Raw genomic sequence first — 12,529 nt, 5'->3', positions numbered from 1 at the left:
TGGCGTCGCGCAGCGCCTGGACGGCGGCGGAGGGCGGCCGAGCACCGCAGTGGTCAGCGGACGGGGTTGCGGACGCCCTCGGCGAGTTCGGCACTGAGGGTACGCAGCGCGGCCAGCCCCTCGGCCTCGGATGGCGCGTCGAGCAGGCAACGGATCAGCGCGCTGCCGACGATCACTCCGTCGGCGTACCCGGCGACCGTGCCGGCCTGCGCGCCGGTGCCCACGCCCAGACCGACACCGACCGGCAGGTCGGTGACCGCGCGGACCCGGGAGACCAGGGTGGGAGCGGCATCGGAGGTACGCGCACGGGCGCCGGTGACCCCCATGACGGCGGTGGCGTAGACGAAGCCACGGCAGTGCTCCACGGTCATCGCCAACCGGGCGTCGGTGGACGACGGCGAGACCAGGAAGGTGCGGTCCAGCCCGTGCGCGTCCGAGGCGGCCAGCCACTCGTCCGCCTCGTCGGGGATCAGATCCGGGGTGATCAGGCCGGTCCCGCCTGCGGCGGCGAGGTCGCGGGCGAACACGTCCACCCCGTACCGCTCGACGGGGTTCCAGTAGGTCATGGTGACCACCGGCGCGCCGGTGGCCGCGACCGCCTCGATGATGCGCAGCGTGTCCGCCGTACGGACGCCGCCGGCCAGCGCGATGTCGCTGGCCTTCTGGATGACCGGCCCGTCCATCACCGGGTCGGAGTACGGGATCTCCACCTCGATGACGTCGACGCCGGCCTCGACCATCGCCGTCATGGCCGCGATGCTGCCCTCGACGGTCGGGAACCCGGCCGGCATGCAGCCGACCAGAACGGCCCGTCCGTCGGCTCGGGCCTTGTCGAAGGCCACCCCGATCCGGCTCATCTCACCGCTCCTTGTCGAGGATGCCGAAGTAGTCCCCGGCGGTGTGCACGTCCTTGTCGCCCCGCCCGGAGAGGTTCACCACGATGGTCGGCTCCCGGCCCAGCTCGGCGGCAAGCTTCGGGGCCAGCGTGACGGTGCCGGCGAGCGCGTGCGCGCTCTCGATCGCCGGGATGATCCCCTCGGTGCGGCAGAGCAGCTCGAACGCGGCCATCGCCTCGTCGTCGGTGACCGGCAGGTAGTTGGCCCGGCCGGTGTCGTGCAGCCAGGCGTGCTCCGGCCCGACGCCCGGGTAGTCCAGACCGGCGGAGATCGAGTGCGACTCCAGCGTCTGCCCGTCGGCGTCCTGCAGCACGTACGTGCGGGCGCCGTGCAGCACGCCCGCGGACCCGCCGGTGATGCTGGCCGCGTGCCGGGTGGTGGTCACCCCGTCGCCGCCGGCCTCGAAGCCGTACAGCCGCACGTCCTCGTCGCCGACGAAGGCATGGAAGATGCCCAGCGCGTTGGAGCCGCCGCCGACGCAGGCGGTCACCGCGTCCGGCAGCGCGCCGGTGAGGTCGAGACACTGCTGGCGGGCCTCGTCGCCGATGCCACGGACGAAGTCTCGGACCATCGCCGGGAACGGGTGCGGCCCGGCGGCGGTGCCGATCAGGTAGTGCGTCTCGTCGACGTTGGCAACCCAGTCACGCATCGCCTCGTTCATCGCGTCCTTGAGGGTGCGCGAACCGGTGGTGACCGGGACGACGGTGGCGCCGAGCATCCGCATTCGGGCCACGTTGAGGGCCTGCCGCTCGGTGTCGACCTCGCCCATGTAGACCACGCACTCCAGGTCGAACAGGGCGGCCGCCGTCGCGGTGGCCACGCCGTGCTGACCGGCGCCGGTCTCCGCGATCACCCGGGTCTTGCCCATCCGCCTGGTGAGCAGCGCCTGGCCGAGCACGTTGCGCACCTTGTGCGCGCCGGTGTGGTTGAGGTCCTCGCGCTTGAGCAGCACGCGCGCCCCGACCTTCGCGGAGAACCGCCGGGCCTCGTAGAGCAGCGACGGCGTACCCGCGTAGTCCCGCAGCAGCGCGCCGAACTCGGCCCGGAAGGATTCGTCGGTCATCGCCGTGCGCCACGCCCCGTCGAGCTCGTCCAACGCGGCCACCAGGGCCTCGGGCACGAACCGACCGCCGAAGCGGCCGAAGTGGCCGGCGGAGTCGGGCTGCGAGCCGGCCACCGGGGCCAGCGCATCGGCGCTCATCGGAAATCCTCTCGGTGGGGCGTCACACCGGCGCGGGTCAGCGCACCGGCCGGGGCGTTGCCGGGTGGTTGCCGGCGTTGACCAGCTCGGCGACCGCCTCGCGGGGGCTCTTCTGGGTGACCAGGCCCTCGCCGACGAGGACCGCGTCGGCGCCCGCGGAGGCGTACCGGATCAGGTCGTGCGGCCCACGGACGCCCGATTCGGCGATCTTGACGACACTGCTGGGCAGGCCGGGCGCGATCCGCTCGAACACCGACCGGTCGACCTCCAGGGTACGCAGGTCGCGGGCGTTGACCCCGATCACCTGCGCGCCGGCCTCCAGGGCACGGTCGGCCTCCTCCTCGTCGTGCACCTCGACGAGAGCGGTCATGCCCAGCGACTCGATCCGCTCCAGCAGGCCCATCAGCACGTTCTGTTCGAGCGCGGCGACGATCAGCAGGACCAGGTCTGCGCCATGGGCGCGTGCCTCGTGCACCTGGTAGCTGGAGACCACGAAGTCCTTGCGCAGCACCGGCACGGTGACCGCGGCCCGGACGGCCGCGAGGTCGTCCAACGAGCCGCCGAACCAGCGCCCCTCGGTCAGCACGCTGATCGCCCGGGCACCGCCGGCCGCGTAGTCGACGGCGAGATCGGCCGGATCGGCGATCTCGGCCAGCCGGCCCTTCGACGGCGAGGAGCGCTTCACCTCGGCGATGACCGCGACGCCGGGCTTACGCAGCGCCGCGTACGCGTCCAGCGGCGGCGGCGCCGCCGCAGCCAGTTCACGGATCCGCTCCAACGGAACCTGCTCCTGGCGTCGGGCGACGTCCTCACGCACGCCAGCCAGGATCTCGTCGAGCACGCTTACGGACGCTGCCTGACCGGCGTCGTCCCCCTCCGCGTGCGCATGCTCAGCAGTCACCAACGGACTCCCCTCTCCGGGTGTCATGGGCCGATGCTAGGGGCAGCCGACCGACGCCGGGAGGCCGGGGGTATGGCGCTGCTCACGAAAAGGGCTGCGGCATAATGGCCGACTTGCCGTGAACGGGATGTCACGCAGCGCCACCTCCGGTATCGACCGCCGCCATCCGACGGGAGCCCGGCGGCCCCGGTCGAACCGGGCCGACCCATCGATCATGCCACTGGTTCCGGGTCGACGCCCGCCCACAACGACGTCGATCGATACTGTGAGCGAACTCAAGGCCGAACGGCCGGTCCCAGGTCAGGGCCGGGACGAGACAGTTGACCGGGCGGTCACCCCGGCGAAACGTCAGCCGGTCAGCATCGTCCTCGGGCAGACTCGATGGCGACCTGCCCGACCGTCGCCAACTCCTCGTGTGGGGTGACCAATGAGCATTGCCGAGCCGAACCCGAGCATCGGGCTGACCACCATCTCGCGGACCGTGGCGTCACTTGCCGTCGGGGTGGTGCACACCCTGGAACGGGCCGTCGTCGGCGAGGCCCGCGTGCGCACAGCGCGCGGCAACGCCTGGGAGGCGGTCTGCGCCGACCGAGCCCGCGCCGACAAGCGCGCCGAACTGGACCGGCTGGTGGCCGAGCTGGCCGCCGCCCGCGCCGCCGCACGCCGCCAGCAGCAGCGGGAGCACCAGCCCGTCGGCTGACCAACCCTCAGGGGCCACACCGGCTGCGCGTCGAGCCGACGGCCGTCGCGTCAGCCGGCCGTCGGATCCTCGCCCCGGTCCAGCGCGTCCCACGCCTCGGTGGTCCGCCGCCCGGCCATCGGGCCGGGCGGTGCGACCGCCGCAGACTCACTCTCCGTGACGGTTCGCGTCGGCCGCTCGTACCGGGCGCCCATCGCCGGCCAGGCGTCGCCCCGCAGCGCGGTCCACCCACCGCCCACGGCGGCCAGCAGGCCGCCCAACAGGCAGAGCGCCGGCCACTGCCGGCTCACCACACCGTCGAGGTCGGCGACCAGCCCGTACCCGCCGCCGACCGCCACGGCCAGGCCGAGCACCCCGAGCAGCACACCCACGATCCGGCGCAGCCAACCCCGGGTGGCCAGCACCGCGCCCCCACCGGCCAACGCGACCAGAGCCAACGCCGGCAGCCACGGCAGCAGGGCAGCCCCACTGCGAACCTCGCGCACCGGCGGCAGCGGAGCCGGGCGCACGGTCAACTCCACCGACCAACTCCGGGTCGCCGCCCACAGCGCCAGGGCCGCGCCAACCAGGCCGAGCAGCACCGCGTACGTCAGCTGACGCCGACCCGACGCAGCCCGACCCCCGGCCTCCAGCCGGTCGCCAACACTCATCGGGGCTGCCTTCCGTTCGCGACTGCGGGGCTCCGCTGCGCTGCACTCCTCGCGCTCACCGGGTCTGCCTTTCGTTCGCGACTGCGGGGCTCCGCTGCGCTGCACTCCTCGCGCTCACCGGGCCGGCCGTAACGTTTCGGCGGCTGCTATCGCAGCCAGCACGGCCGCAGCCTTGGCGCGGGTCTCCTGGTCCTCGGCGACCGGATCCGAGTCGGCGACCACCCCCGCGCCCGCCTGCACGTACGCGCGGCCGTCGCGGATCAGCGCGGTCCGGATGGCGATCGCCATGTCCAGGTCGCCACCGAAGCCGAAGTAGCCGACCGTGCCGCCGTAGAGGCCGCGTCGGACCGGCTCCAACTCCTCGATGATCTCCATGGCGCGCACCTTGGGCGCACCGGACAGCGTGCCGGCCGGGAAGGTCGCGGCGAGCGCGTCGAACGCCGAACGATCGTCACGCAGCGTGCCGATCACTGTCGAGACGATGTGCATCACGTGGCTGTACCGCTCGATGGTGGCGAACTCGGGCACCTCCACGCTGCCCGGCTCACAGACCCGGCCCAGGTCGTTGCGGCCCAGGTCGACCAGCATCACGTGCTCGGCCCGTTCCTTTGGGTCGGCGAGCAGTTCGGCGGCGAGCCGGGCGTCGGCGGCCGCGGTGCCGCCACGCGGCCGGGTGCCCGCGATCGGGTGCAGCAATGCCCGCCGTCGCCCGTCCGAGCCGGCGGTGACCTTCAGGTGCGCCTCCGGCGACGAGCCGACGATGTCGAACCCGTCGAAGCGCAGCAGGTACATGTACGGGCTGGGGTTGCTGGTGCGCAGCACCCGGTACACGTCCAGCGGATCGGCGTGGGTCTCCCGCTCGAAACGCTGCGACAGCACGATCTGGAAGCACTCGCCGGCCCGGATCGCCTCCTTGGCCGCCTCCACCGCCTTCGGATAGCCACCGTCGGGCGTACGGCACCGGACCTCACCGGCAGGCGGACGCTCGACCGTGGAGATCATCGGCGGGATGGGTCGGGACAGCGCGGTGGTCATCGCGTCGAGCCGTCCCACCGCGTGGTGATACGCGGCGGTGACCTGCGCATCGCGGTCCGCGGTGTCCATCGGCGGCAGCACCGCGTTGGCGACCAGGATCGCCGAGCCGTCGTAGTGGTCGAGCACCACCAGGTCGGTGGCGAGCATCATGCCCAGCTCCGGCACGCCGAGGTCGTCCTCGGTCAGCTCGGGCAGCCGCTCGAAGCGGCGGACGAAGTCGTAGCCGAGGTAGCCGACCATGCCCCCGGTCAGCGGCGGCATTCCGCCGGCCTCGTCGCCGACCGGGCCGGCCAGCGCCGCGACGGTCTCCCGCAGCACCTCCACCGGGTCACCGCCGGTGGGCAGCCCGGCCGGCGGCTGGCCGAGCCAGGTCGCCACACCGTCGCGCTCGACGAGCGTGGCGCTGCTGCGCACGCCGATGAACGAGTACCGCGACCACGCCATGCCGGCCGAGCCGACGCCCTGTTCGGCCGATTCGAGCAGGAACGTGCCGGGGCCGCCGGCCAGCTTGCGGTAGACCCCGACCGGAGTCTCCGCGTCGGCCAGCAGGCGCCGGATGACCGGCACCACCCGCCAGCGTGCCGCCAGTTCGGTGAAGGTGACCGGGTCGGGGCTCACCGCGCCGTCGGTCATGGCTGAGCCTGCCTTTCGTTCGCGGCGGCGGGGCTGCGGCGCGCCGCGTCCCGCGCGGTCACCGTGCCTCCGGGCTGGTGACGGGCAACTCGGTGAAGAAGCAGGTCCGGTGCCCGGTGTGGCAGGCCGCGCCGACCTGTTCCACGCTGACCAGCAGCGCGTCCCCGTCGCAGTCCAGGGCGACGGAGCGGACGTACTGGTGGTGCCCGGAGGTGGCGCCCTTGACCCAGTATTCGCGCCGACTGCGCGACCAGTAGGTGGCCCGGCCGGTGGTGAGGGTGCGGTGCAGCGCCTCGTCGTCCATCCAGGCGACCATCAACACCTCGCCGGAGTCGTGGGCGCGGACCACGGCGGCGACCAGGCCGTCGGGGGTACGGCGCAGCCGTTCCGCGATGGCCGGGTCGAGCCGGGACGGCCGGGCCGGCACGGCAGCCGACGCGCCGCTCGGATCGCTGGGGACGCCGGTCAGCGGCGCGTCAGGTACGGGCACAGTGACCCATTGTCCCGCACGCGGCGCGGGCACCGGCGACGGCTCCCACCGGAGGTGGACCGGCCGGGCGAGCTGGGCCACGTAACGGTCCAGCCGGCCGTCGACCAGGGCGTCCGCCAGGTCGGTGCCGGCCGCTTCGGCGATCTCCTCGGCGTACGGCCGGACCAGCGGCAGGATGCCGGCGACCAGCCGTACGGCGGCGGCCCAGAGCTGCCCGCTGGCCCCCGGGCGCAGCCCGAGGCAGAGCAGCATGTCCTCCCGGTAACCGGGCGGGGCGACCGGCAGCTCCAGGGCCGCCGCGAACGCCGCCCGGCGGGAGTGCACCCGCACCGAGGGGTTCGCCGGGCGCAGCACCGACGGGCACAACCGCGCCAGGTCCGCCACGGCGAGCCGGACCCCGACGCGGTCGTCGGCGGCCCGTGCGGCGGCGGCCTTGCCCAGCACGGCGATCAGCTCCTCCAACCGGGGCGGTTCGGCGGGCTGGCAGAGCACCGGCAGGTCAATGCGGGGCCGCCAGTGCGGGTCGGCCCAGAGCAGCCGGGCCGGCGCGGTGACCGGCAACCCGAACGCCCAGTCGGCCGGCTCGCCGAGCCGGTGCACCCAGGAGCGGACGTCACGCGCGGCCACCGAGACATGGGTGACCCGGCCGGCGGTCTCGGTCAGGTATGCGCGGCGGGCGGCGTACGGTGCGCCCCCGACCAGCACGTCGAGGTCGACGTCGCTGTGCGCGGTGGCCGCCCGGCGGGCGTGACTGCCGCGCAGCAGGATGCCGACGACCGGCCGGTCGGCAGCCTGCCGCAGACGCGCGGCCCAGTCCTCAAGAAACCCGCCGTGCGGTAACGGAGCGTGACCCACCGCGCCATCGTGCCGTACGTCCGTTCGGTACGCAATGCCCGATGGCGGACTCTGTGTCCGATCCGAAGCGTACTGCCCGTTCTTCCGTTGGGTGCGGTAGGCCGCATTGCGTGGGCTCGATATCTCATCTAGCGTTGAGTTCATCGGGTGTTGAATTTCATCGGAGGTACGGGATGACCGACGCGATAGCGGTCCGTGACCTGGTGGTCGACCGGGGCGGCCGGCGGGTGCTGGACGGCATCAGCTGCACCGTTCCGCGCGGCGCCGTCACCGGGCTGCTCGGCCCCAGCGGCAGCGGCAAGACCACGTTCCTGCGCGCGGTGGTCGGCGTGCAGGTGGTCACGTCCGGGACGGTGACCGTGCTGGGCCAGCCGGCTGGTGCTCCCGCGCTGCGGCACCAGGTCGGCTACCTCACCCAGGCGCCGAGCGTCTACGCCGACCTGACCGTGCGCGAGAACGCCCGCTACTTCGCGGCCCTGCACGGACGCGGTCGCGCCGAGGCGGACCAGGCGGTCACCGATGTCGGGCTGGCCGCCGCAGCCACCCAACTCGTTGGCACCCTCTCCGGCGGCCAGCGCAGCCGGGCTTCCCTGGCCTGCGCCCTGGTCGGCGACCCGGAGCTGGTCATCCTCGACGAGCCGACAGTCGGCCAGGACCCGGTGCTGCGCGCCGACCTGTGGGCCCGGTTCCACGCGATGGCCGCCGCCGGCACCACCCTGCTGGTGTCCAGCCACGTGATGGACGAGGCGGCGCGCTGCGACCGGCTGCTGCTGATCCGCGCGGGACGGCTGATCGCCGACGACAGCCCGGCAGCGATCCGCGCGTCCGCCGGGGTGGACGACCTCGACGAGGCGTTCCTGCGGCTGATCCGCGCCGAGGAGGCCCGCTCCGGCCCGACGGAAACCCTCGGCCGGACCTCGGGCACCGGACGGGAGGCGTCGTGAACCCGCGGATCCTGGCGGCCACCACCGATCGCATCCTGCGCCAGCTCCGGCACGACCGGCGCACCATCGCGCTGCTCCTTGTGGTTCCGACCGCCCTGCTCACCCTCGTCTACTTCATGTACGTCGACCAGCCGACCCCGCCCGGACAACCGTCCACGTTCGACCGGGTCGCCCTGGTGATGCTGGGCGTCTTCCCCTTCGTGATCATGTTCCTGGTGACCAGCATCGCCATGCTCCGGGAACGCACCTCCGGCACCCTGGAGCGCCTGCTCACCACCCCGCTGGGCAAGCTCGACCTGCTCTTCGGGTACGGCATCGCGTTCGGCTTGGCCGCCGCAGTGCAGGCCACGGTCGCCGCCGGTGTGGCGTACTGGATCTTCGATCTGGAGACGGCCGGCAGCAGCGGTCTGGTGATCGGGATCGCGGTCGTCAACGCTGTGCTCGGCGTCGCTCTCGGGCTGCTCTGCAGCGCCTTCGCCCGCACCGAGTTCCAGGCAGTACAGTTCCTGCCGGTCGTGGTGATCCCTCAACTGCTGCTGTGCGGCCTGTTCGTGGCCCGTGACCAGATGGCCGGCTGGCTCCAGGCGCTCAGTAACGTCTTCCCCCTGTCGTACGCCGTCGAGGCGTTGCAGGAGGTCGGCGCGCATGCCGAAACGACCGGCACGATGTGGCGGGACGTGGCGGTGGTGCTCGGCGCGGTGGTGTTGGCGCTGGTGCTCGCGGCGGCCACCCTGCGCCGACGTACCGGCTGAGACCTGCGCGGCCGTGGTGCGGCTGCGCCTGTGGAACCAAACGAAGGGCGACGATGACGCGGCGAACCGGTCGGCGACCCGGCAACCCGGGCACCCGGGAGGCGATCCTCGACGCGGCACGCACGGCGTTCGCCGATCGTGGCTTCGACGTCGCCTCGATCCGTGCCATCGCCAGCGCGGCGGGGGTCGACCCGGCGCTGGTGCATCACTACTTCGGCAGCAAGGACCAGCTGTTCCTCGCCGCGATGAACTTCCCGGTCGACCCCGGTCAGCTGGTGCCGACGGTGCTCGCCGGCGACGAGGACGGCGTCGGCGAGCGGCTGGTGCGCAACTTCCTCGGCGTGTGGGACTCTCCGGCCGGTACTGCGGCGCAGGCGCTGCTGCGCTCCGCCGTGAGCAACGAGTGGACCGCCCGCCTGCTGCGCGAATTCGTCACCACCCAGGTCCTGCGGCGGGTGCTGGAGCAGCTTGACGTCGACAGGGACGAGCTGCCGCTGCGCGGTTCCCTGGTGGCCACCCAGATGATCGGCCTGGCCCTGATGCGCCACGTCGTCCGGATGGAGCCGGTCGCCTCGGCGGACCCGGAGACCCTTGTCGCCGCCATCGGACCGACCATCCAGCGGTACCTGACCGGGCCGCTGCCGACCTAGGCGATCAAGGCCGCGGTCCGGGGGTGGACCGAGCGGGCGCCGCGATTCGTGACAGCGGGGCCTGCCGCTCGGCGGCCTGTCACGAATGAGAGAGCTGTTCGGTCCATACCTGGTGACAACCCGCCCACCACCGGGCGCTGGTGTCCGACGTGTCTGGTTGCGTCGGCTGGCGTCTCTCGGGGTGGCGACACCTCCGGACGTCGGGCCGGGACAGTGCAGGGAGGCAGCACCCGTGACCATCATCATCCGCATCGCGTTGGCGGTCTTGTTCGTCGACGAGCTCGTCGTCGGGGCCTGGAACGCGATATGGCCGGCGAGCTTCTACACGGACTTCCCCACAGTGGACCTCACGCCGCCGTTCAGTGAGCACTACGCGCGGGACTTCGGCACCGCGACACTGGCGATCGCGCTGCTGCTGGGCATCGCGGCAGTCAAGCCCAAGGCCCATTTCGTCATCCCCGCCGCGGCAGCCTATTCGATCTTCGCGGTGCCGCACTTCTTCTACCACCTGACGAACCTGGAGAACGCCACAGTCGGTGAGGCGATCCTCCTCACCACCGCAAACGCGGCCGTGGCGTTCCTCGGCCTGGTGATCATCCTGCTGACGGTGCTGCGTGACCGTCGAGCGGCTCAGCGCGGCCTCGTGCCGGCTCCGATCGCCCACTGACGCGATGCCAGCCCCTGTTCCCGAACACGCCCGGCCACCTGATTCAGCTGCCCTACCCAGCGCGTTCTGCGCCGTCGTCGCCGAACGACGCTTCCTCAAGAACCTCGCATATCGCCTGCTCGGCTCGGCCGGCGCCGCGGAACGCGCGGTACGGGAAACGTACGTCCGCTGGTACACGATGCCGGACGACCAACAGGACAGCATCGACAGACCAGTCACCTGGCTCGTCGGCACGCTCGTGCGGATCTGTGTCGATCTGCTCGAATCGTCTCCGCTCCGTGCCGGCGAGCAGACCGCCGGCCGAGCCGGTCGCCCTCATCTCGCGGGCTCTCCGCCTCGACAGTGGCGCGTCTGGCGAGATGCTCCGAGGCTGTAGTACGGCCGGACCGGGGTATCCACGTTTGCCCTGGTACTCAACAAGCGGATATTGCTGGAGAAAAGGGGACAGTGATCGACGCGCTAGGGGTGTTCGCAGCGGTCCGTCCCCGGCTCTTCGGCATCGCCTACCGGATGCTCGGCAGCGTCGCGGAGGCGGAGGACGTCGTGCAGGACGCCTGGCTCCGGTGGCAGCAGACCGATCACAGCCAGGTACGGGACCCGATCGGGTTTCTGGTCACGACGACCTCCCGCCTTGCCCTGAACGCCGCGACATCGGCTCGCGCCCGACGCGAGTTGTATCCCGGTCCGTGGCTGCCCGAGCCCGTCGACACCTCCGCCGACCCACTATTGCGGGCCGAACGGAACGAGTCGCTCGAACTTGCCGTACTGCTCCTGTTGGAACGGCTCAGGCCGGCCGAGCGGGCGGTGTACGTGCTGCGCGAGGCGTTCGACTACCCGTTCCGGCGGATCGGCGAGGTGCTCGGCATCAGCGAGGCGAACGCGCGGCAGCTCGGCCGACGCGCCCGTCAGCACCTGGCCCAGGAGCGGCACGATCCGGTCGCCCGCGCGGACCACGGCCGTCTGCTGCGGGCCTTCCTCGCCGCCGCCCGGTCCGGGGACCTGGGTCAGCTCGAGAAACTGCTCACCGAGACGACCATCTCCTACGCCGACGGCGGCGGCACCGTCCGGGCCGCACCGGTACCCGTCGTCGGACGCGACAACGTCGCGCGTTACATCGTGGGGCTGGTCCGGAAGTTCGGCAGCGACCTGTCGCTGGAGATCGTCGAATCCAACGGCCAGGCGGCGATCCTCCTGTCGCGGGCCGGAACAGCTGCCGCGATTGTCACTATCGATGCCTCACCCGCCGGAATCGAACAAGTGCTGATCATCCTCAACCCGCAGAAACTCACCCAGTTCCAGCGATGACCACGCCGGTGCCGGGCGGCGGTGGGCCGCCGATCAGCGGGGCGGACGCGCCTCGGCCCGGCGGCGCAGCGTCGGAAGCAGCCCGTCCAGCTCGTCCGGGCCGGCCACCGGGCACGGGAAGGCCAGCCGGACACGACGGCGGGCGCCGGGGCGACCGAGGGCGACCACCAGGCCGTACCGATCGATGCGGACCACCCGCGGCGGCCCGTCCGGGGTCTGCTCGGTCAACCCGAGCTGCTGACGCAGGTAGTCGGTCACCTCGGCGGTGTCGCGATCGGCGAGATCGGCCAGGAGCAGCGCCTCCACCGGGTGCACCGGGTCCGGCTCCGCCTCGGCGTACTCCCCCGGGTCGATCCGCTGCACGACCCCGGCCCGCTCCCAGCGGACCTCGGCCACCTCGAAGCGGAACAGCCGGAACCGGGTCCCCACGTCGAGCAGGTCACCTGTCGGCTCGACCGTGGCGAAGTCGACAGCCGCGGAGCGCGCCTCGTCCCCGTGCAGTTCGGCGGCCCAACCGGAGACCCAGGCCCGGCCCAGCCCGGGGGCGCCGGCCGCCGGTGGCAGGTCGAGCACGTCGAGGACCACCGCGACGTCGGTGTTTCCGCCGTCGGGCTGCAACGCGGCGGCGAGGTGGCTGGCGATCGGCACCAGCAGCAGAACCCGCCCGTCGGGGTCGGTCACGTGCCGGGCGTGGTGCGGGCCCGGCCGGTGGGCCAGGTGGATGAGGCCGGGCAGCCAACCGGCGACGAGAGTACGAACGGTCTCGGCAGGACTGGGCCGCATGGGCACCCCCTTTGGTTAGGCTTACCTAACTCGGAGCGTAGAGCACCCAGCCCACCACGTCCACCTG

14 protein-coding genes and 1 pseudogene are annotated in these 12,529 nt (G+C 72.4%); 7 read left to right on the top strand and 8 right to left on the bottom strand.

Annotation, left to right across the window (positions count from 1 at the left end; genetic code table 11):
- Window positions 1-53: 53 nt before the first annotated feature.
- The 3 genes from trpA to trpC are packed head-to-tail and all read right to left on the bottom strand — an operon-like array spanning window position 54 to window position 2,938.
- On the bottom strand, window positions 54-857 hold the full coding sequence (gene trpA, locus ABZ780_RS15075) for a tryptophan synthase subunit alpha (protein ID WP_357011085.1): 804 nt from the start codon (window positions 855-857) through the stop codon (window positions 54-56).
- Between the two features lies 1 nt (window position 858).
- Window positions 859-2,097, bottom strand: coding sequence for a tryptophan synthase subunit beta (gene trpB, locus ABZ780_RS15070; RefSeq protein ID WP_357486331.1), 1,239 nt, complete (start codon window positions 2,095-2,097; stop codon window positions 859-861).
- A gap of 37 nt (window positions 2,098-2,134) precedes the next feature.
- Complete coding sequence (gene trpC, locus ABZ780_RS15065; protein ID WP_172862221.1) at window positions 2,135-2,938, bottom strand: indole-3-glycerol phosphate synthase TrpC; 804 nt, start codon at window positions 2,936-2,938, stop codon at window positions 2,135-2,137.
- A 487-nt stretch (window positions 2,939-3,425) separates the two neighbouring features.
- On the opposite strand from trpC, the gene ABZ780_RS15060 reads away from it, so the two are divergent.
- A complete protein-coding gene (locus tag ABZ780_RS15060; RefSeq protein WP_357011081.1) occupies window positions 3,426-3,698 on the top strand; it encodes a hypothetical protein in 273 nt (90 codons plus the stop codon).
- Between the two features lie 50 nt (window positions 3,699-3,748).
- Here the strand turns inward: ABZ780_RS15060 and ABZ780_RS15055 are convergent, their stop codons facing one another.
- The 4 genes and pseudogenes from ABZ780_RS15055 to ABZ780_RS15040 form a co-directional block, all read right to left on the bottom strand.
- On the bottom strand, window positions 3,749-4,348 hold the full coding sequence (locus ABZ780_RS15055) for a Trp biosynthesis-associated membrane protein (RefSeq protein WP_357486329.1): 600 nt from the start codon (window positions 4,346-4,348) through the stop codon (window positions 3,749-3,751).
- A gap of 114 nt (window positions 4,349-4,462) precedes the next feature.
- Window positions 4,463-6,016 carry an anthranilate synthase component I gene (locus tag ABZ780_RS15050; RefSeq protein WP_357486327.1) on the bottom strand — a complete coding sequence of 518 codons (1,554 nt, stop codon included), beginning with the start codon at window positions 6,014-6,016 and terminating at the stop codon, window positions 4,463-4,465.
- A 58-nt stretch (window positions 6,017-6,074) separates the two neighbouring features.
- Entirely contained in the window at window positions 6,075-6,506 is a 432-nt protein-coding gene (hisI, locus tag ABZ780_RS15045) for a phosphoribosyl-AMP cyclohydrolase (RefSeq protein ID WP_357011237.1), read from the bottom strand.
- Window positions 6,507-6,674: 168 nt separating this feature from the next.
- Window positions 6,675-7,505: pseudogene (locus ABZ780_RS15040) on the bottom strand (hypothetical protein); the annotation flags it as partial.
- Window positions 7,506-7,534: 29 nt separating this feature from the next.
- Here ABZ780_RS15040 and ABZ780_RS15035 point away from each other — a divergent pair.
- The 6 genes from ABZ780_RS15035 (at window position 7,535) to ABZ780_RS15010 (ending at window position 11,679) form a co-directional block, all read left to right on the top strand.
- Complete coding sequence (locus ABZ780_RS15035) at window positions 7,535-8,305, top strand: ABC transporter ATP-binding protein (RefSeq protein ID WP_357486325.1); 771 nt, start codon at window positions 7,535-7,537, stop codon at window positions 8,303-8,305.
- The gene (locus tag ABZ780_RS15030) at window positions 8,302-9,057 is read left to right on the top strand and encodes an ABC transporter permease (RefSeq protein ID WP_357486324.1); all 756 of its coding nucleotides are present in this window, start codon (window positions 8,302-8,304) and stop codon (window positions 9,055-9,057) included. The genes ABZ780_RS15035 and ABZ780_RS15030 overlap by 4 nt, the downstream gene beginning before the upstream one ends.
- 53 nt (window positions 9,058-9,110) lie before the next feature.
- The gene (locus ABZ780_RS15025; protein ID WP_357011071.1) at window positions 9,111-9,707 is read left to right on the top strand and encodes a TetR family transcriptional regulator; all 597 of its coding nucleotides are present in this window, start codon (window positions 9,111-9,113) and stop codon (window positions 9,705-9,707) included.
- A gap of 232 nt (window positions 9,708-9,939) precedes the next feature.
- Window positions 9,940-10,374 carry a hypothetical protein gene (locus ABZ780_RS15020; protein ID WP_357011069.1) on the top strand — a complete coding sequence of 145 codons (435 nt, stop codon included), beginning with the start codon at window positions 9,940-9,942 and terminating at the stop codon, window positions 10,372-10,374.
- 4 nt (window positions 10,375-10,378) lie between these two features.
- On the top strand, window positions 10,379-10,750 hold the full coding sequence (locus ABZ780_RS15015) for a sigma factor (protein WP_357011067.1): 372 nt from the start codon (window positions 10,379-10,381) through the stop codon (window positions 10,748-10,750).
- 71 nt (window positions 10,751-10,821) lie between these two features.
- On the top strand, window positions 10,822-11,679 hold the full coding sequence (locus tag ABZ780_RS15010) for an RNA polymerase sigma-70 factor (protein ID WP_357011065.1): 858 nt from the start codon (window positions 10,822-10,824) through the stop codon (window positions 11,677-11,679).
- Between the two features lie 33 nt (window positions 11,680-11,712).
- On the opposite strand, the gene ABZ780_RS15005 is transcribed toward ABZ780_RS15010, so the two are convergent.
- Complete coding sequence (locus ABZ780_RS15005) at window positions 11,713-12,462, bottom strand: DUF2470 domain-containing protein (RefSeq protein WP_357011063.1); 750 nt, start codon at window positions 12,460-12,462, stop codon at window positions 11,713-11,715.
- Window positions 12,463-12,529: the final 67 nt, after the last annotated feature.

The organism is Micromonospora sp. NPDC047467, assembly GCF_040643095.1.
Lineage (GTDB): Bacteria > Actinomycetota > Actinomycetes > Mycobacteriales > Micromonosporaceae > Micromonospora.
Note: the sequence above shows the minus strand (reverse complement) of the source record. Positions and strands in the feature narration are given on the sequence as shown.

Bases quoted from the DNA above. Each gene is read 5' to 3' on its own strand.
- trpA (WP_357011085.1), bottom strand. From the start codon at position 857: ATGAGCCGGATCGGGGTGGCCTTCGACAAGGCCCGAGCCGACGGACGG.
- trpB (WP_357486331.1), bottom strand. From the start codon at position 2,097: ATGAGCGCCGATGCGCTGGCCCCGGTGGCCGGCTCGCAGCCCGACTCC.
- ABZ780_RS15060 (WP_357011081.1), top strand. From the start codon at position 3,426: ATGAGCATTGCCGAGCCGAACCCGAGCATCGGGCTGACCACCATCTCG.
- ABZ780_RS15055 (WP_357486329.1), bottom strand. From the start codon at position 4,348: ATGAGTGTTGGCGACCGGCTGGAGGCCGGGGGTCGGGCTGCGTCGGGT.
- ABZ780_RS15050 (WP_357486327.1), bottom strand. From the start codon at position 6,016: ATGACCGACGGCGCGGTGAGCCCCGACCCGGTCACCTTCACCGAACTG.
- ABZ780_RS15035 (WP_357486325.1), top strand. From the start codon at position 7,535: ATGACCGACGCGATAGCGGTCCGTGACCTGGTGGTCGACCGGGGCGGC.
- ABZ780_RS15025 (WP_357011071.1), top strand. From the start codon at position 9,111: ATGACGCGGCGAACCGGTCGGCGACCCGGCAACCCGGGCACCCGGGAG.
- ABZ780_RS15015 (WP_357011067.1), top strand. From the start codon at position 10,379: ATGCCAGCCCCTGTTCCCGAACACGCCCGGCCACCTGATTCAGCTGCC.
- ABZ780_RS15005 (WP_357011063.1), bottom strand. From the start codon at position 12,462: ATGCGGCCCAGTCCTGCCGAGACCGTTCGTACTCTCGTCGCCGGTTGG.